This window comes from Streptomyces sp. NPDC003034 (genome assembly GCF_053591375.1).
The window spans coordinates 83,811-101,358 of sequence record NZ_JBSFTS010000003.1; the positions used below are offsets into that span (position 1 = coordinate 83,811).

Consider the following 17,548-nt stretch of genomic DNA (forward strand, 5'->3'; position numbering starts at 1 on the left):
TGGGGGGGCGGACGGGTCAGGAGCCGGCGGGGTCTTCGGCGGCGGCGCGGAGGCGGGCGTACTCGTGGGCCATGGACTCGGCCGTCCAGTGGGCGTTGAGGCCGCTCGGGTTGGGGAGGGCCCAGATACGGGTGGAGCCGATGGTCCGCTCCTGGGGGCCTATCTGCGCCTTCCTCTCTCCGAAGGCGGTGCGGTATGCGGTCACACCGACCACTGCCAGCCATTGCGGACGCAGCTGTTCCACCTTGGCCGTCAGGATGCGGCCGCCCTCGCGGAACTCCTCGGCGGACAGTTCGTCGGCGCGGGCGGTGGCGCGGGCGACCACGTTGGTGATGCCCAGGCGGTAGGTGAGGAGTTCGTCCTGTTCGGCGGGGGCCAGCCGGCGCGGGGTGAAGCCCGACAGGTGCAGCACGGGCCAGAAGCGGTTGCCGGGGCGGGCGAAATGGTGGCCCGTCGCAGCGGAGAGGAGTCCTGGATTGATGCCACAGAAGAGGACGCGCAGACCCCCCGCGACCACGTCCGGGAGGACGCGGCCGCGGGCGGCGGACAGCTCGTCGGGGGTCAGAGGATCGACCCCGGTGCGTACCCGGCGGCCTCCGGGTGCTGCTTGGCGATCGCCTCGATACGGGAGCTCACCGCCGCGACCTGGTCACCGGCAGCGCCCGTGAAGGACAGCTTGTCGGCCATCAGGGCGTCGAGCTGGGCCCGGTCCAGCGGCATCCGCTCGTCGGCGGCCAGCTTGTCCAGCAGCTCGTTGCGTTCCGCGCCCTGCTCGCGCATGGCGAGGGCCGAGGCCACGGCGTGCTCCTTGATGACCTCGTGGGCGGCTTCGCGGCCCACGCCGGCCCGCACCGCGCCCATGAGGACCTTGGTGGTCGCGAGGAAGGGGAGGTAGCGGTCCAGTTCGCGGGCGACGACGGCGGGGAAGGCGCCGAACTCGTCCAGGACGGTCAGGAAGGTCTCCAACAGGCCGTCGAAGGCGAAGAAGGCGTCCGGCAGGGCCACCCGGCGGACCACGGAGCAGGAGACGTCGCCCTCGTTCCACTGGTCGCCGGCCAGCTCGCCGGTCATCGAGGCGTAGCCGCGCAGGATGACCATCAGGCCGTTCACGCGCTCGCAGGAGCGGGTGTTCATCTTGTGCGGCATCGCGGAGGAGCCGACCTGGCCGGGCTTGAAGCCCTCGGTGACCAGTTCGTGGCCGGCCATCAGGCGGATCGTCTTGGCGATCGACGAGGGGGCGGCGGCCAATTGCACCAGGGCGGTGACCACGTCGTAGTCCAGCGAGCGCGGGTAGACCTGGCCGACGGAGGTGAAGGCCTGGGCGAAGCCGAGGTGGCCGGCGATCCGCTGCTCCAGCTCGGCGAGCTTGGCCGTGTCGCCGCCGAGCAGGTCCAGCATGTCCTGCGCGGTGCCGACCGGGCCCTTGATGCCGCGCAGCGGGTAGCGGCCGAGCAGGTCCTCAAGGCGGTCGTAGGCGACCAGCAGTTCGTCGGCCGCGGTGGCGAAGCGCTTGCCCAGGGTGGTGGCCTGCGCGGCCACGTTGTGGGAGCGGCCGGCCATGACCAGCTCGGCGTGCTCGGCGGCGAGCTTGCCGAGGCGGGAGAGAACGGCGACCGTGCGGTCGCGGGCCAGCTCCAGCGAGAGCCGGATCTGCAGCTGCTCCACGTTCTCGGTGAGGTCGCGGGAGGTCATGCCCTTGTGCACGTGCTCGTGGCCGGCGAGGGCATTGAACTCCTCGATCCGGGCCTTCACGTCGTGCCGGGTGACCTTCTCCCGCTCGGCGATGGAGGCGAGGTCGACGGTCTCAAGGACGCGCTCGTAGTCGGCGAGGGCCGCGTCGGGGACCTCGATACCGAGGTCCTTCTGGGCGCGCAGCACGGCGAGCCACAGCCGCCGCTCCAGCGTCACCTTGTACTCGGGGGACCACAGGACGGCGAGCTCCGCGGAGGCGTAGCGGCCGGCCAGGACATTGGGGATGCGGGGCTTGGCTGTCACGTGGAGGAATTCTACTTGGGCTGCCGCTGTGCGTTCACGCAGGTGGCGGCTTCACTCCTGATGGTGCCTTGCTACGAGAGCCGCTCGCGGGCCGCCTCCTCGTACGGAAGCAGTTCGGGGCGCTTGGCCGGGCGGCCGTCCCCGGAGGAGCGGCCCGTCAGACGGCGGCCGACCCAGGGGAGCAGGTGCTGCCGGGCGAAGCTCAGGTCCTGCGCCCTGCGTACCGCCCAGCCCGGCGCCACCGCGACCGGCAGACCGGTGCGCCAGTCCTCCTGCGGCGGCAGACCGAGCGCCTGCCAGACGGCCTCCGCCACCCGGCGGTGGCCCTCGGCCGTCAGGTGCAGCCGGTCGACGCCCCACATGCGCTGGTCGGCGAGCGCTGGAGCCCCGTACAGGTCCACCACCAGGGCGCCATGCCGGGCGGCGAGCTCTTCGATGATCGCGAAGAGCTCCTCCATGCGGGGCCGGAAGCGGTCCATCACGGGCCCGTTGCGGCCGGGGGAGCGCATCAGGACGAGGCGCTCGCAGGAGGGCGCGAGGAGTTCCACCGCCGCCTCCAGGTGGCCGCGGACCCGGCCCATGTCCACCTTGGGGCGCAGCGCGTCGTTGAGCCCGCCCACCAGGGTCACCACGTCGGCGCGCATCGCCGCGGCCGCCGGCACCTGCTCCTCGGCGATCTGCCCGATGAGCTTGCCCCGCACGGCGAGGTTCGCGTAGTGGAAGCCCGGCTCGCGCGCGGCGAGCCGGGCGGCCAGCAGGTCGGCCCAGCCGCGGTAGGAGCCGTCCGGCAGCAGGTCCGACATGCCCTCGGTGAAGGAGTCGCCGACCGCGACAAGACTGGTGTATGAGGCATTCATTTCCATGAGGGAGCGATGTTACCGCGCGGTATGCCTACGCGGCAGGGCCGGGACCGCACCTCACGCGCCGGCTACGCGACCGCCGGCCTGCCGAACAGCTCGCGCAGGACGTCCTCCATCGTCACCAGCCCCGTCATGGCGCCGTCCGGGCCGAGCACCGCCGCCAGATGCGTACGGCTGCGCCGCATGGCGGTCAGCACGTCGTCCAGCGGGGTCTGCGCCCGCACCTGCGCGATCGGCCGCAGAGCCGACAGCGGGAAGGGCGCGTCCCGGTCCTCGGCCTCCAGCGCGTCCTTGACGTGCAGGTAGCCCAGGATCTTCTGCTGGGCGTCGATCACGGGGAAGCGGGAGTACCCGGACGCGGCCGACAGCCGCTCCAGCCCCGCCGGAGTGATGCCCTCCCGGGCCGGAACCACGCGGTCCGCCGGCAGCACCACATCGGTGACCGGCCGTTGGCCCAGTGCCAGGGCGTCGTGCAGCCGCTCGCTCGCCCGGTCGTCCAAGAGCCCCGCCTCACTGGAGTCCTTGACGATCCGCGCCAGCTCGTCGTACGAGAAGGTCGCCGCGACCTCCCCCTTCACATCCACCCGCAGCAGCCGCAGCAGCGCGTTGGCGAAGGCGTTGATCGCGAAGATCACCGGCCGCAGCGCCCTGGTGACGGCCACCAGCGGCGGCCCCAGCAGCAGGGCGGTGCGCACCGGCTCGGCCAGCGCCACGTTCTTCGGGACCATCTCGCCGAAGAGCATGTGCAGGTACGTCGCCAGTGCCAGCGCCACCACGAAGGAGATCGCGTGCGTCAGCCCGCCCGGTACGCCCAAGAGGTCGAACAGCGGGGTCAGCAGGTGCGCGATGGCCGGTTCGGCCACCACACCCAGCACCAGGGTGCACAGGGTGATCCCCAGCTGCGCCGCCGCCATCAGCGCCGACACGTGCTCCAGACCCCACAGGACGGCGTGGCCCCGCCGGTCGCCCCGGTCGGCGTACGACTCGATCTGGCTGCGCCGGACGGAGATCAGCGCGAACTCCGCACCGACGAAGAAGGCGTTGACGAGCAGGGTCGCCAAGCCGATCAGCAACTGGACCGCGGTCATCGGGTCTTCTCCCCACCCTGGTTCTCAGCCGGCATGTGCAGCAGGACCCGGGCGGCGCGACGACCACCGGCGTCCACCACTTCCAGGTCCCACCCGTCCAGCTCCACGCTGTCGCCGACGACCGGGATCCGGCCCAGGCCGGTCGCGATCAGACCGGCCAGCGTCTCGTACGGTCCCTCCGGCACCCGCAGCCCGATCCGCTCCAGCTGGTCGGTGCGAGCGGCGCCGTCGGCCGAGTACAGCGAGCGCCCGGCGGGATCCGTACCGGCCGGAGCCAGGTCGGGGGTCTCGTGCGGGTCGTGCTCGTCGCGGACCTCGCCGACGACTTCCTCCACGATGTCCTCCAGGGTGGCCACACCGGCCGTGCCGCCGTACTCGTCGATGACCACGGCCATCGTCTGCTTCCCCGACAGCCGGTCCAGCAGCCGGTCCACGGTCAGCGACTGCGGTACGAGGAGCGGCTCGCGCAGCAGCTGCGCCACCGGATGGCGTCGGCGGTCCTCGGCGGGCAGCGCCACCACGTCCTTGATGTGGACGATGCCCACGACGGTGTCGAGGCTGCCCCGGTAGACCGGGAAGCGCGACAGGCCGGTCGCCAGCGTCGCGTTGGCGACGTCCTCGGCGGTGGTCTGCACGTCCAGGGCGGTGACCTGCACGCGCGGGGTCATCACATTCTCGGCGGTCAGATCGGCGAGGTTCAGCGTCCGCACGAACAGCTCGGCGGTGTCCTTCTCCAGCGCTCCCGCCCGGGCGGAGTGCCGGGCCAGCGCCACCAGCTCCTGCGGGGTGCGCGCGGAGGCCAGTTCGTCGGCCGGCTCCATGCCCAAGCGGCGCACCATGTGGTTCGCCGTGGTGTTCAGGTGGCCGATGAGCGGCCGGAAGGCGCGGCTGAACACCCGCTGCATGGTGGCCACCCGCTTGGCGATCACCAGCGGCGAGGAGATCGCCCAGTTCTTGGGCACGAGCTCGCCGACGACCATCAGGACGATGGTTGACAGGACGGTGCCCAGCGCCAGGGCGGTGGAGGAGGCGGCCCCGGCCGACAGCCCCATGGACTTGAAGGGTCCCTGGAGCAGCGCGGCGATCGAGGGCTTGGAGATCATGCCGATGATCAGGCCGGTCACGGTGATGCCGAGCTGGGCTCCGGAGAGCTGGAAGGTCAGGCTGCGGACGGCGGCCAAGGCACTGTCGGCCCCCCGCTCACCGCGCTCGACGGCTCGTTCGAGCTCGCTGCGCTCGATGGTCGTCAGCGAGAACTCCGCCGCGACGAAGACTCCGCAGGCAAGGCAGAGCAGCAGCGCCACGACGAGCAGGAGCACTTCGATCATCGGTCCCTCACCTCCGTCCCATGATCAGCCAGGAGGAGGGGTATCGCGCGATGTCGCGGTCGGCAGGGCCGGGGACTGGGAGGCTCGCCCATGGGCGGACGCTCACACCTTTCATTCGAGACGTTCGAGTCGTTCGTGAGGAACTATTACCCGCCATAGTAAAGGAAACGCAAAGAGGCCGGATCATTTCCTTGGCGGAGGCACCCGGATGATGGGATCCGGGACATGAGTGATCTTGACATCGGTCCGGCGTCGGCGGCCGAGCTGAGCGCCGTTCTGGACTTCTGGAAGACCGCCGCCGAGGGAACGAGTATCAGCGACGACCTCGCCGGGGTCGAGCTGCTCCACGAGCGCGACCCGTACGCACTGCTGCTCGCCCGGCACGACGGCGTGCTGGTCGGCACCGTCATCGCCGGTTTCGACGGGTGGCGCTGCCACCTCTACCGGCTCGCCGTGCACCCCGGGCACCGCCGCCGGGGGATCGGGGCGGCGCTGCTGGCCGTGGCGGAGGAGCGCTTCAGGGCGCTCGGCGGCCGCCGCGGGGACGCCATGGTGCTCGACCGCAACGAGCAGGCGCACCGCGCGTGGGACGCGGCCGGATACGGGCCCGAGGACCACTGGACCCGATGGGTCAAGCCGCTCGGCGGCTGAGGGCCCGGGACGCTCACTCGGGGGAACGGCGGGCCGATCCGATCACGCAGTACGAGGTGGGGAAGGCCGGACCGCGCTCGGGCAGCCGGAAGCTGCGCTGCGAGACGATCCTGAAACCGGCGGCCTCGATCGAGGCGAGCGGGTCCCGGGCGGTGTGGCAGCCGCCGAAGAGGTGGGGCCAGACGGTCCGGTCCAGGGCGCGCTGGACGGCCGCCATGCCGGGACCGGGAGCGAGGCCGTGCTCCAGGAAGCGCAGCTCGGCGTCGGGCCGCAGCACCCGGTGCAGCTCCGAGAGCGAGCGGGGCAGGTCCCGGACGGTGCACAGCACGAGCGAGGCGACGGCGGCGTCGAAGGCCTCGCTCTTGACCGGGAGGGCCTCGGCGGCGCCCGGTACGACGTCCACCGGGACCTCGGCGCGCCGGGCGGCGCTGGTCGCGAGGTGGCGGAGGCTGCGCTCCGGTTCGACGGCGACCACTTCGGAGACGGCACGGGGGTAGTGGGCGAAGTTGAGCCCGTTGCCCGCGCCGATCTCGATGACGCGGCCGCTGACGCCGTGCAGCAGTTCGCGGCGGAGGGCGGCGATGCCGCCGCGGGTCTCGGCGGCGACGCTGGCACGGGCGTAGAACCGGGCGAAGAGCGGATGGTGGACCGGATCGCGGGGCAGGGCCGGTTTCGTGCGCAGCGGCATGGCGGACCTCCGGGAGCGGCGGACATACCCGTACCTCCAGGATGCCCGGGCTGCGGCGCCTCATCCCTGCGGTGCGCCCGCCGGGTGGCTGCGGGGCCCGCGACGCCGGGCGGCCTGGCGGTACGAGGCCCGGACCCGCCACGCCCGGACTCCCGATCTCGCGCGGCGGCGGCCGGTGTGCCGCACCCCGTACTCCCCGCCTCACCCGGGCGGGTCTGGGCCCGGTCCGCCCAGGCCGCGGCTCACACGCCGACGGGCCGGGAGGGTCCCGCCGCGAACGCCGGTGGGGCCCAGGCGGCGAGGAAGGACTCCGCCGACCAGGTGCCCGAGAGGGGCGGGGCCAGCCAGGAGGGCGCCGAGGCGCGGAAGTCGGCGGGCGCCAGGCCTCCCGCGCCCTCCGGCACCGCCCCCAGCAGGGGGATGCCCGACACCTTCGGGAGGTCGACGAGGTTGCAGCGGGAGGCCAGGTCGGGGACGGCCGGCCAACTGCCGACCACCACGCCCAGCGGAGTCAGGTCCCGCGCCCGGAGGGCTTCCGCCGTCAGCGTGGCGGAGTTGAGGGTGCCGAGCCCCGCCGGAGCCACCACCAGGACCGGGGCGCCCAACAGCCGGGCCGCGTCCGCGAGGCTGTGGCCCGCCTCGTCGAAGCGGACGAGGAGCCCGCCCGCGCCCTCCACCAGCACCAGGTCGTGTGCGGCGGCCAGTTGCCCGGCCGCCTCGGCGATGTCGGCGGGCGCGAGCGTGGGAAGGCCTGAGCGGCGGGCCGCCGTGTCCGGGGCCAGCGGCTCCGGATAGCGGGCCAGCTCGACCGCCGTCACCGCCGGGCCGCCCAGCCGTACCGCTTCCGCGGCGTCCCCGGGCTCGTCCGGGCCGACGCCGGTCTGGGCGGGTTTGAGCACCGCCACCGAGCGCCCGGCGGCCACCGCCGCGGCGGCGATCGCCGATGTGACGATCGTCTTGCCGATCTCCGTGCCCGTGCCCGAGACGATCAGTACGGTCATCGACGCTCTCAGCCTTCCCGCGCCGCGGCGCATGCCGCGCGGCAGATTCGTGCGATGTCGGCGTCGCCCGCGACGAACGGCGGCATCGTGTAGATCAGGTCCCGGAACGGGCGCAGCCAGACGCCCTCGCGGACCGCCGCCCGGGTGGCGGCGGCCATGTCGACCGGGCGAGCCAGCTGGATCACGCCGATCGCTCCCAGGACGCGGACGTCCAGGACTCCGGGGAGGGCGGCGGCCGCCGCCAGGCCCTCGCGCAAGCCGGCCTCGATCCGCTTCACCTCGCGCGCCCAGTCCTGGCCGAGCAGCAGGTCGATGGAGGCCGAGGCCACGGCGGTGGCGAGCGGGTTGCCCATGAAGGTCGGCCCGTGCGCCAGCACCGGAACGTCACCTTGCGAGATCCCGTCGGCGACCCGCTCCGTGCAGAGGGTCGCGGCGAGGCTGAGGTAGCCGCCGGTCAGCGCCTTGCCCACACACATCACGTCGGGGGTGATCCCGGCGTGGCCGGCGGCGAAGAGCGCTCCCGTACGGCCGAAGCCCGTGGCGATCTCGTCGAGGATGAGGAGGACCCCGTACTCGTCGCACAGTTCGCGCAGGATCCGCAGGTAGCCGGGGTTGTGGAACCGCATGCCGCCCGCGCCCTGCACCACCGGTTCCACGATGACGGCGGCCAGCTCGTGCGCGTGCGCAGCGATCAGGGAGCGCAGGTGCCCGGCGTACGCCGCGTCCACCGGGGTGTCGAAGTCGCCGGGCGGCGCGTCCGCGAAGACCTGCCGCGGCAGGTGGCCCGACCACAGCTCGTGCATCCCGCCCTCGGGATCGCAGACCGCCATGGGCTGCCAGGTGTCGCCGTGGTAGCCGCCGCGCCAGGTCAGCAGCCGGGTCTTGCCCGTGCGGCCCAGCGAACGCCAGTACTGGAGGCACATCTTGACCGCGACCTCGACGGCCACCGAACCGGAGTCGGAGAGGAAGACGTGCTCCAGTCCCGCCGGGGTGATCTCGACGAGCTTGGCTGACAGCCGGACGGCGGGCTCGTGGGTGAGCCCGCCGAACATCACATGCGACATCCGGCCCAGCTGGTCGGTCGCCGCCTCGTTCAGCACCGGGTGGTTGTAGCCGTGGATCGCGGACCACCAGGACGACATGCCGTCGACCAGCTCGTCCCGCCCCTCGGACGGGACGGCCAGCCGCAGCCGGACCCCGGCGGCCGAGGCGACGACCAGCGGCTCCTGCCGCCCGGGCATCGGGCCGTACGGGTGCCAGACGTGCTGCCGGTCCAGCGCGAGCAACTCGGCGCCGGCCGCGACGCCGCCGGGCGGGGTCGCGGTCGGCTCGGCCTGCGGCTCGTACGCGTGGTGCGGATCAGACGGACCGGGCAGATCGAACGGATCAGAAAGACCAGACGGGTCAGGCAAACCAAACGGGTCAGGCAGATCAGGCATTGGGGGCGAGATCCGTCCCCGCGCCGCGGCGCCGTACCGCCACCAGGTCCGACCGGGCCTCCCCCGCGCCGGCCTGCGCCGCTGCGGGCGCCGCCTCCGCGTGCCCGGAGCAGCCGCCGCAGGCCGAACCGCAGCCGCCCGCCGCCGGGGCATCCACCGAAGCCGCGCCCGAACCGCATACCGAGGCGCCCGTGTCCGCGCCGTGCGAACCGCAGCCGCCGCCCGCGGCCCGGGCCGCCTCCACGTCCGACCGGTGCGCGGGGAGGGTCGACGTACCGGCGCCCTCCACCTCGAACCCGGCGTCCGCGATCATGTCCAGGTCCGCCTGACCGGCCTGGCCCTCACTGGTCAGGTAGTCGCCCAGGAAGATGGAGTTGACCAGGTGCAGCGCCAGGGGCTGCATCGTGCGCAGGTGCACCTCGCGCCCGCCGGCGAGCCGGACCTCGACGTCGGGGCAGACGAAGCGCACCATCGCGAGGATCCGCAGGGCCCGCTGGGGGGTGAGGTTCCACTCCTTGGCGAGCGGGGTCCCCTCGAAGGGAATCAGGAAGTTGACCGGCACCGAGTCCGGGTCCAGCTCCCGCAGCGAGTAGACGACATCGACCAGGTCCTCGTCGCTCTCGCCCATGCCCGCGATCAGACCGGAGCAGGCCGACAGACCGGCGGCGTGCGCCTTCTGTACGGTATCGACCCGGTCCGCGTAGGTGTGGGTCTTGGTGATCTGCCCGTACGTGGCCTCGGACGTGTTGAGGTTGTGGTTGTAGGCGTCCGCCCCCGCGTCGCGCAGCCGTTCCGCCTGGCCGTCCGAGAGCAGGCCGAGGCAGGCGCAGACCTCGACGCCCTCGTTCTGCTCCTTGATCGCCGCGATCGTCTTGCCGACGCGGTCCACGTCACGGTCCGTGGGCCCGCGGCCGCTCGCCACCAGGCACACGCGCTTCGCGCCGCCCGCGACACCCGCGGCGGCGGCCTGAGAGGCTTCCTCCGGCTTCAGCCAGGTGTACTTGAGGATCTCGGCCTTCGATCCCAGGCGCTGGGAGCAGTAGGAGCAGTCCTCCGGGCACAGGCCCGACTTCAGGTTGACCAGGTAGTTCAGCTTGACCCGGCGGCCGAACCACTGGCGGCGCACCTTGCCGGCCGCGGCCACCACGTCGAGCAGTTCGTCGTCGGAAGTCGCCAGTACGGCGAGAGCCTCTTCGCGGGTCGGCAGCTCGCGCCGCAGCCCCTTGTCCACCAGGGTGTTCAGCAGGTCCATGACGCCGATCCTGGACCACACCACCACTCCCGGCCAAGGAGAGATCGCACAACATGGCCGGATGGGAGTGTGTGTATCGCCACACCTGACGCTCACCTCGCGGCGGCTAGGGTCGGGCAGATCTGTGGACTGCCGACAAAACCGCCGACGCCCCGCGGGTCAGACCGCCCCGCCGCACCGCCTACCGAACCGCCGCCGCACCGCTGCCAAGACTGCCGACACAGCTGACAAAGCCGACACAGCCGACACAGCCGAAGACATGCGAGGACCTTGCCGATGCTCCAGCCCGCTCCCGCTCCTGAGCCCGTGGACGTCTTCGCCTGGGTCGACGCCGCGGCGAACGTCCGTGAACAAGCCGGACTCGTCAGGACGCTGCGCCCCCGCCCGCCCGTCTCGCCGCTGCTGGACCTCGCGAGCAACGACTACCTCGGCCTGTCCCGGCACCCCGAGACCGTTGCCGGCGCGCGGGAGGCGGCCGAGCGCTGGGGTGCGGGGGCCACCGGCTCCCGTCTCGTCACGGGGACCACCGAGCTTCACGCGGAGTTGGAGCGGGAGCTCGCCGCCTTCTGCGGCTTCGAGGCCGCGCTGGTCCTCTCCTCCGGCTACGCGGCCAATCTCGCCGCTGTGACCGCGCTCACCGACCGGGGCACGCTGGTCGTCTCCGACGCCGGCAACCATGCCTCGATCGTCGACGGCTGCCGCCTCTCGCGCGCCGAGACCGCGGTGATCCCGCACTCCGATCCGGACACCGCCCGCAAGACGCTCGCTGCCCACGAGGGCCGCGCGCTGCTGGTCAGCGATTCGGTCTTCTCGGTCGACGGGGACGCGGCGCCCCTGGCTCCGTACGCCGCCGCCTGCCGGGACGAGGGCGCGGCTCTGGTCGTGGACGACGCGCACGGGCTGGGGGTGCTGGGTGAGGGAGGCCGCGGCGCGCTGTACGCCGCCGGGCTCGCGGGCGCCCCCGGCGTGGTCGCCACCACGACCCTCTCCAAGTCCCTGGGCAGCCAGGGCGGGGCCGTGCTCGGACCGGCCAAGGTGATCCGGCACCTGATCAACACCGCCCGGACCTTCATCTTCGACACCGGGCTCGCTCCGGCCGCCGCCGGCGCGGCGCTCGCGAGCCTGCGCCTGCTCCAGCGGGAACCGGAACGGGCGGCCCGCGCCCGCCAGGTGGCCGCCCAGCTGTACGGGCGGCTCACCGCGTCCGGCCTGACCGCGGCCCGGCCGGACGCGGCCGTGGTGTCGGTACGGGCCCCGTCGGCTTCGGCGGCACTGCGCTGGGCCGCCGACTGCCGCGAGGCAGGGCTGTCCGTGGGATGCTTCCGGCCGCCGTCGGTGCCCGACGGCATCTCCCGGCTGCGGCTGACAGCTCGGGCCGATCTCACGGGGGAGGAGATCGCCCGGGCCGTGGCGACGATCCTGCGGACCGCTCCGGCCGGAGCCGCGGACCAGTAGGCGACGCAGCAGGCGTGCCGGGCGACGGCCCAGGCCCGGCGGGATCCGGCAAGATCCGGCGGAATCCGGCGGAATCCGCAAGGGGCGGCCCAGATCCGGAAAGACGGCTTAAAGGAGCGCGTCACTCCGTACGTGAACGAGGAATCCGTCCCAGGCCGGCCCGGTGAAGAGTACGGCCGGGCCGTCCGTCCGCTTGGAGTCGCGGACGGCGAGCAGACCGCCGCCGAGGACGGCTGCTTCCACGCAGTTGTTCATTCCGGTGCTGCGGCTGCTGCGCCGCCACCGGGTCGCGCTGCTGAGAAGTCCGCTGGTGGATAAGGGGGTTGCGGACACAGGGTGCCTCCTTACGCATCGTCAGCAAGTGAGCTGATGAGATCCGACGAGTCCTGGGGCGGGAGGGCGTGCGCCTGGATGGTGCGGAACGCGGCGCTGTAGGCCTCAAGGTCTTCCTTCCGCTCCAGATAGAGGCTACTCGTCAAATGGTCGAGTACCACCACATCCAGATCGACCATGTCCGGAAATGAAAAGATGACGAACGGTCCTGTCAGGCCGAGGTGTCCTCCGACGCTGAACGGCAGTACCTGCAAGTGGACTTGGGGCAGCCGGGACACCGCGACCAGGTGTCGCAGCTGCTCCGCCATCACCCGGGAACCGCCGATCTGCCGGCGCAGCACCGCCTCGTCCAGTACGGCGCTCAGCTCCAGCGGCGGATCGGCCCGCAGCACCGACTGCCGAGCGAGGCGTACGTCGACCAGCGCGTCCACCTTCGGTTCCGGAAGCCCGCCCAGGGCGGCGCGGGTCACGGCCCGCGCGTACTCGGCGGTCTGCAACAGCCCCGGAACCACCGAGAGTTCCACGGTGCGGGCCGAACGGGCGCCCGCCTCCAGGCTGATGAAGTCGCGGTACTCCTGCGGAAGCAGCCCCCGGTAGTCGTGCCACCACTGGCGGCCCCGCCCGGTGTCGTCCCCCGGTCCGGGGCCGGCGGCCGAGGCCGACAGGGCTTCCAGCAAGGCGCGTTGCTGCGCGCTGACGACGTCTCCGTAGGCATCGAGGAGCACACGGATGTCCTCCGGTTTGACGCCGCTGCGCCCCGTCTCGATGCGGCTGATCTTCGATTGGTGCCATCCCGCGAGCCGGGCCGCCTCACCGCTGGTGAGTCCGGCCCGGTCGCGCAGTGCACGCAGTTCCTCGCCGAGTTTGCGCCGACGCACCGCGGGTCCGTGCTGCACACCCGCCTCCTTCCACCGGCACACCTCGCACCAGTCTGCCGTCCGAATACGCTCTTCCGTAGCAGAGTTCACCGCATTGGGCGACAGATATATGCATATCCCGGGAGAACGGCAGAAAGGGCGGCACCATGGGTGGCACTCTGGCGTCCAGCACAGATCCGGGGCGGTTCGCCCCGGTGGGAAAGGGACCGTCGCCATGGCAGACCATCAGGAAGCATCCGTCACTCTGCCGAGCGATCCCGCCTCGGTCGCCGCCGCCCGCCGCTATGTGGCGGAGGTGCTGAGCGAATGGGGACTGCCCGATGAGGCCGACGCCGCCGACAGTATCCGGCTGATCGTCTCGGAGCTCGCCACCAACGCCGTCCAGCACACGTTCGGGCAGTCGCCCACCTTCACCGTCGATGTCCGGCTGGAGCGTGGGGAATGGCTCCGCGTCGGCGTGACCGACAGCCACCCGCGCTGGCCCAAGCGGCTGCCGGCCGCCGTCCAGCAGGACAACGGCCGGGGGATGGTGATCATCCGCTGGCTCACCGCGGAGGCGGGCGGCCGGCTGTCGGTCACTCCGACCGAGGACGGCGGCAAGACGGTGTGGATCGCCCTGCCGTGGAACCTCCCGGCGGCCGTGAAGAGCTCCACCGGCGCCTGAACCGGGGGCTGCGCCGCCCGAAGACCGGCCACCGCCCGCCCGGCCGGAATGCCCGGCCGGAATGCGCGCCCGGAATGCGCGCCCGGGAACCCGGGCGGGGCGCCCGGCGGGACCCCGGATGCGCCCCGCCCGGGATCAGCCGAGGCCGCGCTCCGCCGCGCCGCGCTCGATGCACAGCTCGTTGCCCTCCGGGTCCGAGAGCACGACCCACCCCATCACGCCGTCCTGCGCGCGCCGGTCGTCCACGACCTTCGCCCCGAGGCCGACCAGGCGCTCCACGGTCTCGTCCCGGGTGCCGACGGGCGGCTGGATGTCCAAGTGCACACGGTTCTTGACGGTCTTGGCATCCGGAACCCGGATGAAGAGCAGGCCCGGCACACCCGGCTGCCCGGGCTCCAGGAGGATCTCGTCGTCACCCTCCACATCGTCCGGATGGATCGGATAACCGGTCACCGCGGACCAGAACTCGGCCACGCGGTACGGGTCCACGGCGTCGAAGGTGATGTGCCGGACGGGATTCAGAAACATGCGTCTCCTCGGTTGCGGGCCGGTCGCGCGCCGTGCGCGGGCCCGTATACGGAAAGTTCGCGTCGGAGTCCGGGACCCGAACCGGGTACCTGCCCGAAACGTGGGTTAACCCAGCGGAAAAACGGGGCCCCTAGCGTGGTGGCCACGTTCGACCGTCAATGATCACCCATGATCCGGTAAAGCCGCGGTGGTCGCCACGGAAAAACTTCTCTTCGCGTTGGGCAAGACACTCTTGGCTCGGATAAGCCCAGGTCAACAGAGTGTTGGTGACCGCTAAGGTCGCCTCGGCGCGATGTTGATCTTGTCCTGGGAGCTTGGTGATACGAGTGCAACTGACACCGCACGAGCAGGAGAGACTGCTCATCCACGTGGCCGCCGACGTGGCCGCGAAGCGGAAGGCGCGCGGGGTCCGCCTCAACCATCCCGAAGCGGTCGCCCTGATCACCTCGCACCTCCTCGAAGGCGCCCGCGACGGCCGGACCGTAGCCGAACTGATGGCCTCCGGCCGCACCGTACTGCGCCGCGAGGACGTCATGGAGGGGATCCCCGAGATGATCCACGACGTCCAGGTCGAGGCGACCTTCCCCGACGGCACCAAGCTCGTCACCGTCCACGATCCGATCGTCTGAAGGGGAGTACCGCATGATCCCCGGAGAGATCGCCTTCGGCGACGGCCCGGTGCCCCTCAACGAGGGCCGCCCCGTCACCCGGCTCACCGTGCTCAACGCCGCCGACCGCCCCGTCCAGGTCGGCTCCCACTACCACTTCGCCGAAGCCAACCCCGGCCTGGACTTCGACCGCCCCGCCGCCCACGGGCTCCGGCTCAACATCGCCGCCGGTACGGCCGTACGCTTCGAGCCGGGCATCCCCGTCGCGGTGGAACTCGTACCGCTGGGCGGGCTGCGCACCGTACCGGGTCTGCGCGGCGAGACCGGGGGGCCGCTCGATGGCTGAGCTGTCACGCCAGGTGTACGCCGACCTCTTCGGGCCGACAACCGGTGACCGGATCCGCCTGGCCGACACCGCCCTCTTCGTCGAGATCGAGCGGGATCTCGCCGGGGGCCCCGGACGGTCCGGCGACGAAGCCGTCTTCGGCGGCGGCAAGGTGATCCGCGAGTCCATGGGCCAGGCCCGCACCACGCGCGCCGAGGGCGCCCCCGACACCGTGATCACCGGGGCGGTCGTCCTCGACCACTGGGGCATCGTCAAGGCCGACATCGGCATCCGCGACGGGCGCATCTGCGGCATCGGCAAGGCCGGCAACCCCGACACCATGGACGGCGTCGACCCCGCCCTGGTCATCGGCCCGGAGACCGAGATCATCGCCGGCAACGGGAAGATCCTCACCGCCGGGGCCATCGACGCCCACGTGCACTTCATCTCCCCGACCCTGGTCGACGAGGCCCTCGCCTCCGGCATCACCACCCTCGTCGGCGGCGGCACCGGGCCCGCCGAGGGCACCAAGGCCACCACCATCACCCCCGGACCCTGGCACCTGGCCCGGATGTTCGCGGCGCTGGAGGCCTACCCCGTCAACATCGGGCTCCTCGGCAAGGGCAACACCACGTCCCGCGAGGCCATGCACTCGCAGCTGCGCGGCGGGGCGCTCGGCTTCAAGATCCACGAGGACTGGGGGGCCACCCCCGCGGTCATCGACGCCTGCCTTGGCGTCTGCGAGGAGACCGGCGCCCAGCTCGCCATCCACACCGACACCCTCAACGAGGCCGGTTTCGTCGCCGACACCCTCGCGGCCATCAACGGGCGGACGATCCACGCCTACCACACGGAGGGAGCGGGCGGCGGGCACGCCCCCGACATCATCACCGTGGTCTCCGAGCCCAACGTCCTGCCCAGTTCCACCAACCCCACCCGGCCGCACACCGTCAACACCGTCGAGGAGCACCTCGACATGCTGATGGTCTGCCACCACCTGAACCCGGCCGTCCCCGAGGACCTGGCCTTCGCCGAATCCCGGATCCGGCCCTCGACCATCGCGGCCGAGGACATCCTGCACGACCTCGGAGCCATCTCGATCATCTCCTCCGACTCCCAGGCCATGGGCCGCATCGGCGAGGTGGTGCTCCGCACCTGGCAGACCGCCCACGTGATGAAGGAGCGGCGCGGTTTCCTGCCCGGTGACGGACCCGCCGACAACCACCGGGCCCGCCGCTACGTGGCCAAGTACACGATCAACCCCGCGGTGGCCCAGGGCCTCGCCCGGGAGATCGGCTCGGTCGAGACCGGGAAGCTGGCCGACCTGGTGCTGTGGAACCCGGCCTTCTTCGGGGTCAAACCCCAGCTGGTCATCAAGGGAGGGCAGATCGCCTACGCCCAGATGGGCGATGCCAACGCCTCCATCCCCACCCCGCAGCCCGTTCTGCCGCGACCGATGTTCGGCAGTCGGGGCAGGGCGCCCGGCCTCAATTCGATCAACTTCACCGCGCAGGCCGCACTCGACGACGGACTGCCCGAACGGCTCGGGCTCGGCAAGGCCTTCGTCGCCATCGACAACACGCGCAAGGTGAGCAAGGCGGACATGCGGGGCAACGACGCCATGCCGAGGGTGGAGGTCGACGCCGACACCTTCACCGTCACCATCGACGGGGAGGCCGTGGAGCCGGCTCCCGCGGCCGAACTGCCCATGGCACAGAGATACTTCCTCTTCTGATGCGGGGCCCGCTGATGGACACACACCGATGAGCCTCGCCGCCCTGCTCATCCTCGCCGACGGCCGTTTCCCCGCCGGAGGGCATGCCCACTCCGGCGGGGCCGAGGCCGCCTGCAAGGCGGGCCGGATCCACGACGCCGCCACCCTGGAGGACTTCTGCCGGGGCCGGCTGCACACCACCGGGCTCGTCTGCGCCGCCCTCGCCGCCGCGGCAGCCCTCGGAATGGACCCGGCCGAACTCGACGCCGCCGCCGATGCCCGCACCCCCTCGCCCGCGCTGCGCACCGCCGCACGGCGGCTGGGCCGGCAGCTGCTGCGGGCCGCCCGGGCCACCTGGCCCACCGCCGAACTGGAGGCACTGGCCGCCGCCTTCCCGCGCGGAGCCCACCAGCCGGTGGTGCTCGGCCTCACCGCCCGGGCGGCCGGCCTGGGGGCGCCCGATGCCGCGCGGGTGGCGGCGTACGAAAGCGTCGGCGGGCCCGCGATGGCGACCGTGCGGCTGCTGGGCCTGGACCCCTTCGAGGCGAGCGGGGTCCTGGCCCGCCTCGCGCCCGAACTCGACGCCGTCGCCGCCGAGGCGGAGCGGGCCGCGCTGCGGGCCCGCTCACAGGGCTTGGACGCGCTGCCCGCAGCCTCCTCACCCCTGCTGGAGATCGCCGCGCAGGTCCATGCCGACTGGCCGGTCCGTCTCTTCGCCTCCTGACCGCCCCTTCCAAGGAG

The 17,548-nt window shown here is 72.3% G+C and carries 19 protein-coding genes; 7 read left to right on the plus strand and 12 right to left on the minus strand.

The window, feature by feature from the left end; genetic code table 11:
• Window positions 1-16: 16 nt before the first annotated feature.
• From mug to ACWDX7_RS04875, 5 genes are all read right to left on the minus strand, one after another.
• On the minus strand, window positions 17-565 hold the full coding sequence (gene mug, locus ACWDX7_RS04855) for a G/U mismatch-specific DNA glycosylase (RefSeq protein ID WP_451491995.1): 549 nt from the start codon (window positions 563-565) through the stop codon (window positions 17-19).
• Complete coding sequence (gene purB, locus ACWDX7_RS04860) at window positions 562-1,995, minus strand: adenylosuccinate lyase (protein ID WP_451491924.1); 1,434 nt, start codon at window positions 1,993-1,995, stop codon at window positions 562-564. Before purB ends, mug begins: the two co-directional genes overlap by 4 nt.
• 71 nt (window positions 1,996-2,066) lie before the next feature.
• Entirely contained in the window at window positions 2,067-2,858 is a 792-nt protein-coding gene (locus tag ACWDX7_RS04865) for an SGNH/GDSL hydrolase family protein (RefSeq protein ID WP_451491923.1), read from the minus strand.
• Window positions 2,859-2,923: 65 nt separating this feature from the next.
• Complete coding sequence (locus tag ACWDX7_RS04870) at window positions 2,924-3,943, minus strand: hemolysin family protein (RefSeq protein WP_451491922.1); 1,020 nt, start codon at window positions 3,941-3,943, stop codon at window positions 2,924-2,926.
• The gene (locus ACWDX7_RS04875) at window positions 3,940-5,271 is read right to left on the minus strand and encodes a hemolysin family protein (protein WP_451491921.1); all 1,332 of its coding nucleotides are present in this window, start codon (window positions 5,269-5,271) and stop codon (window positions 3,940-3,942) included. Before ACWDX7_RS04875 ends, ACWDX7_RS04870 begins: the two co-directional genes overlap by 4 nt.
• Before the next feature lie 225 nt (window positions 5,272-5,496).
• Here ACWDX7_RS04875 and ACWDX7_RS04880 point away from each other — a divergent pair, with 225 nt between their 5' ends.
• Complete coding sequence (locus ACWDX7_RS04880; protein WP_451491920.1) at window positions 5,497-5,922, plus strand: GNAT family N-acetyltransferase; 426 nt, start codon at window positions 5,497-5,499, stop codon at window positions 5,920-5,922.
• 13 nt (window positions 5,923-5,935) lie between these two features.
• Here ACWDX7_RS04880 and ACWDX7_RS04885 read toward each other — a convergent pair whose 3' ends face one another.
• The 4 genes from ACWDX7_RS04885 to bioB all read right to left on the minus strand — a co-directional run bounded on the left by ACWDX7_RS04885 (window position 5,936) and on the right by bioB (window position 10,302).
• A complete protein-coding gene (locus tag ACWDX7_RS04885) occupies window positions 5,936-6,610 on the minus strand; it encodes a class I SAM-dependent methyltransferase (protein WP_451491919.1) in 675 nt (224 codons plus the stop codon).
• A gap of 242 nt (window positions 6,611-6,852) precedes the next feature.
• Entirely contained in the window at window positions 6,853-7,611 is a 759-nt protein-coding gene (gene bioD, locus ACWDX7_RS04890) for a dethiobiotin synthase (RefSeq protein WP_451491918.1), read from the minus strand.
• 8 nt (window positions 7,612-7,619) lie between these two features.
• Window positions 7,620-8,852 carry an adenosylmethionine--8-amino-7-oxononanoate transaminase gene (locus tag ACWDX7_RS04895; protein ID WP_451491994.1) on the minus strand — a complete coding sequence of 411 codons (1,233 nt, stop codon included), beginning with the start codon at window positions 8,850-8,852 and terminating at the stop codon, window positions 7,620-7,622.
• A 190-nt stretch (window positions 8,853-9,042) separates the two neighbouring features.
• Window positions 9,043-10,302, minus strand: a complete 1,260-nt coding sequence (bioB, locus tag ACWDX7_RS04900; RefSeq protein WP_451491917.1) for a biotin synthase BioB — start codon at window positions 10,300-10,302, stop codon at window positions 9,043-9,045.
• Window positions 10,303-10,578: 276 nt separating this feature from the next.
• On the opposite strand from bioB, the gene ACWDX7_RS04905 reads away from it, so the two are divergent.
• Entirely contained in the window at window positions 10,579-11,757 is a 1,179-nt protein-coding gene (locus ACWDX7_RS04905) for an 8-amino-7-oxononanoate synthase (RefSeq protein WP_451491916.1), read from the plus strand.
• Between the two features lie 108 nt (window positions 11,758-11,865).
• Here ACWDX7_RS04905 and ACWDX7_RS04910 read toward each other — a convergent pair whose 3' ends face one another.
• Together ACWDX7_RS04910 and ACWDX7_RS04915 are read right to left on the minus strand one after the other, a co-directional pair.
• Window positions 11,866-12,090, minus strand: a complete 225-nt coding sequence (locus ACWDX7_RS04910) for a DUF397 domain-containing protein (RefSeq protein WP_451491915.1) — start codon at window positions 12,088-12,090, stop codon at window positions 11,866-11,868.
• Between the two features lie 11 nt (window positions 12,091-12,101).
• A complete protein-coding gene (locus ACWDX7_RS04915; RefSeq protein ID WP_451491914.1) occupies window positions 12,102-12,986 on the minus strand; it encodes a helix-turn-helix domain-containing protein in 885 nt (294 codons plus the stop codon).
• Window positions 12,987-13,182: 196 nt separating this feature from the next.
• Between ACWDX7_RS04915 and ACWDX7_RS04920 the strand changes: the two genes are divergently transcribed.
• Window positions 13,183-13,632: an ATP-binding protein gene (locus ACWDX7_RS04920; protein ID WP_451491913.1), complete on the plus strand. Its 450-nt coding sequence runs from the start codon at window positions 13,183-13,185 to the stop codon at window positions 13,630-13,632.
• A 135-nt stretch (window positions 13,633-13,767) separates the two neighbouring features.
• Here the strand turns inward: ACWDX7_RS04920 and ACWDX7_RS04925 are convergent, their stop codons facing one another.
• Complete coding sequence (locus ACWDX7_RS04925) at window positions 13,768-14,160, minus strand: VOC family protein (protein ID WP_451491912.1); 393 nt, start codon at window positions 14,158-14,160, stop codon at window positions 13,768-13,770.
• Between the two features lie 326 nt (window positions 14,161-14,486).
• Here ACWDX7_RS04925 and ACWDX7_RS04930 point away from each other — a divergent pair, with 326 nt between their 5' ends.
• From ACWDX7_RS04930 to ACWDX7_RS04945, 4 genes are read left to right on the plus strand one after another with little or no spacing between them, the layout of a single operon-like run.
• Window positions 14,487-14,789, plus strand: a complete 303-nt coding sequence (locus ACWDX7_RS04930; protein WP_355412892.1) for an urease subunit gamma — start codon at window positions 14,487-14,489, stop codon at window positions 14,787-14,789.
• 13 nt (window positions 14,790-14,802) lie between these two features.
• Window positions 14,803-15,114: an urease subunit beta gene (locus tag ACWDX7_RS04935; protein ID WP_451491911.1), complete on the plus strand. Its 312-nt coding sequence runs from the start codon at window positions 14,803-14,805 to the stop codon at window positions 15,112-15,114.
• The gene (locus ACWDX7_RS04940; protein ID WP_451491910.1) at window positions 15,107-16,828 is read left to right on the plus strand and encodes an urease subunit alpha; all 1,722 of its coding nucleotides are present in this window, start codon (window positions 15,107-15,109) and stop codon (window positions 16,826-16,828) included. Before ACWDX7_RS04935 ends, ACWDX7_RS04940 begins: the two co-directional genes overlap by 8 nt.
• A 28-nt stretch (window positions 16,829-16,856) precedes the next feature.
• Window positions 16,857-17,531 (plus strand): urease accessory protein UreF, encoded by a 675-nt coding sequence (locus ACWDX7_RS04945; RefSeq protein ID WP_451491909.1) that lies wholly within the window; start codon window positions 16,857-16,859, stop codon window positions 17,529-17,531.
• Window positions 17,532-17,548 lie beyond the last annotated feature (17 nt).

Bases quoted from the DNA above. Each gene is read 5' to 3' on its own strand.
- ACWDX7_RS04865 (WP_451491923.1), bottom strand. From the start codon at position 2,858: ATGGAAATGAATGCCTCATACACCAGTCTTGTCGCGGTCGGCGACTCC.
- ACWDX7_RS04870 (WP_451491922.1), bottom strand. From the start codon at position 3,943: ATGACCGCGGTCCAGTTGCTGATCGGCTTGGCGACCCTGCTCGTCAAC.
- ACWDX7_RS04880 (WP_451491920.1), top strand. From the start codon at position 5,497: ATGAGTGATCTTGACATCGGTCCGGCGTCGGCGGCCGAGCTGAGCGCC.
- bioB (WP_451491917.1), bottom strand. From the start codon at position 10,302: ATGGACCTGCTGAACACCCTGGTGGACAAGGGGCTGCGGCGCGAGCTG.
- ACWDX7_RS04945 (WP_451491909.1), top strand. From the start codon at position 16,857: ATGAGCCTCGCCGCCCTGCTCATCCTCGCCGACGGCCGTTTCCCCGCC.
- ACWDX7_RS04925 (WP_451491912.1), bottom strand. From the start codon at position 14,160: ATGTTTCTGAATCCCGTCCGGCACATCACCTTCGACGCCGTGGACCCG.
- ACWDX7_RS04875 (WP_451491921.1), bottom strand. From the start codon at position 5,271: ATGATCGAAGTGCTCCTGCTCGTCGTGGCGCTGCTGCTCTGCCTTGCC.
- ACWDX7_RS04895 (WP_451491994.1), bottom strand. From the start codon at position 8,852: ATGCCCGGGCGGCAGGAGCCGCTGGTCGTCGCCTCGGCCGCCGGGGTC.
- bioD (WP_451491918.1), bottom strand. From the start codon at position 7,611: ATGACCGTACTGATCGTCTCGGGCACGGGCACGGAGATCGGCAAGACG.
- ACWDX7_RS04940 (WP_451491910.1), top strand. From the start codon at position 15,107: ATGGCTGAGCTGTCACGCCAGGTGTACGCCGACCTCTTCGGGCCGACA.
- ACWDX7_RS04905 (WP_451491916.1), top strand. From the start codon at position 10,579: ATGCTCCAGCCCGCTCCCGCTCCTGAGCCCGTGGACGTCTTCGCCTGG.
- ACWDX7_RS04935 (WP_451491911.1), top strand. From the start codon at position 14,803: ATGATCCCCGGAGAGATCGCCTTCGGCGACGGCCCGGTGCCCCTCAAC.
- ACWDX7_RS04920 (WP_451491913.1), top strand. From the start codon at position 13,183: ATGGCAGACCATCAGGAAGCATCCGTCACTCTGCCGAGCGATCCCGCC.
- ACWDX7_RS04885 (WP_451491919.1), bottom strand. From the start codon at position 6,610: ATGCCGCTGCGCACGAAACCGGCCCTGCCCCGCGATCCGGTCCACCAT.